At 65.8% G+C, this 1,258-nt stretch carries 1 protein-coding gene; it reads left to right on the top strand.

Annotation, left to right across the window (positions count from 1 at the left end):
* The first annotated feature begins 1 nt into the window (after position 1).
* Positions 2–1,177 carry an elongation factor Tu gene (tuf, locus tag EYE42_RS15880; protein ID WP_130992288.1) on the top strand — a complete coding sequence of 392 codons (1,176 nt, stop codon included), beginning with the start codon at positions 2–4 and terminating at the stop codon, positions 1,175–1,177.
* Positions 1,178–1,258: the final 81 nt, after the last annotated feature.

Here is a 1,258-nt window from a genome sequence, read left to right as displayed (position 1 = left end):
GATGGCAAAGGCAAAGTTTGAACGGACGAAACCGCATGTCAACATTGGCACGATTGGCCATGTTGACCATGGCAAGACGACGCTGACGGCGGCGATCACGAAGTATTTCGGCGAGTTCAAGGCGTATGACCAGATCGACGGGGCGCCCGAGGAGCGGGCGCGGGGGATCACGATCTCGACCGCGCATGTGGAATACGAAAGCGAGGCGCGCCATTACGCGCATGTGGACTGCCCGGGCCATGCCGACTATGTCAAGAACATGATCACCGGCGCGGCGCAGATGGACGGGGCGATCCTGGTGGTGAACGCCGCCGACGGCCCGATGCCGCAGACGCGCGAGCATATCCTGCTGGGCCGCCAGGTGGGCATCCCCTACATGGTCGTCTACCTCAACAAGGTCGACCAGGTGGACGACGAGGAGCTGCTGGAGCTGGTCGAGATGGAGGTCCGCGAACTGCTGTCCTCCTACGACTATCCGGGCGACGACATTCCGATCATCAAGGGCTCGGCGCTGGCGGCGATGGAAGGCCGCGACAAGGAGATCGGCGAGGATTCGATCCGCGCGCTGATCAAGGCGGTGGACGACTATATCCCGACGCCCGAGCGGGCCATCGACCAGCCGTTCCTGATGCCGATCGAGGACGTGTTCTCGATCTCGGGCCGCGGCACGGTGGTGACGGGCCGGGTCGAGCGCGGCGCGGTCAACGTGGGCGACGAGCTTGAGATCGTGGGCATCCGCGACACCCGCAAGACCACCTGCACGGGCGTCGAGATGTTCCGCAAGCTTCTGGACCGGGGCGAGGCGGGCGACAACATCGGCGCGCTGCTGCGCGGCGTGGACCGCGACGGCGTGGAGCGTGGCCAGGTGCTGTGCAAGCCGGGTTCGGTCAAGCCGCACACCACCTTCGAGGCCGAAGCCTATATCCTGACCAAGGAAGAGGGCGGGCGGCACACGCCGTTCTTCGCCAACTATCGCCCGCAGTTCTACTTCCGCACCACGGACGTGACCGGGACGGTGAAGCTGCCCGAGGGCACCGAGATGGTGATGCCCGGCGACAACCTGAAGTTCGAGGTCGAGCTGATCGCGCCGATCGCGATGGAGGAAAAGCTGCGCTTCGCCATCCGCGAGGGCGGCCGCACCGTCGGCGCCGGCGTGGTCAGCAAGATCCTCAAGTAAGGACGGGGCGGGGCCAAACCCCGCGCCACCCTCGCAACAACACACAGGGCCGCCCCAAAAGGGCGGCCTTTCGTCGGGGGG

It is taken from the genome of Paracoccus subflavus (genome assembly GCF_004310345.1).
In the GTDB taxonomy this organism is placed as follows: Bacteria; Pseudomonadota; Alphaproteobacteria; order Rhodobacterales; family Rhodobacteraceae; genus Paracoccus; species Paracoccus subflavus.
Note: the sequence above shows the minus strand (reverse complement) of the source record. Positions and strands in the feature narration are given on the sequence as shown.

Bases quoted from the DNA above. Each gene is read 5' to 3' on its own strand.
- tuf (WP_130992288.1), top strand. From the start codon at position 2: ATGGCAAAGGCAAAGTTTGAACGGACGAAACCGCATGTCAACATTGGC.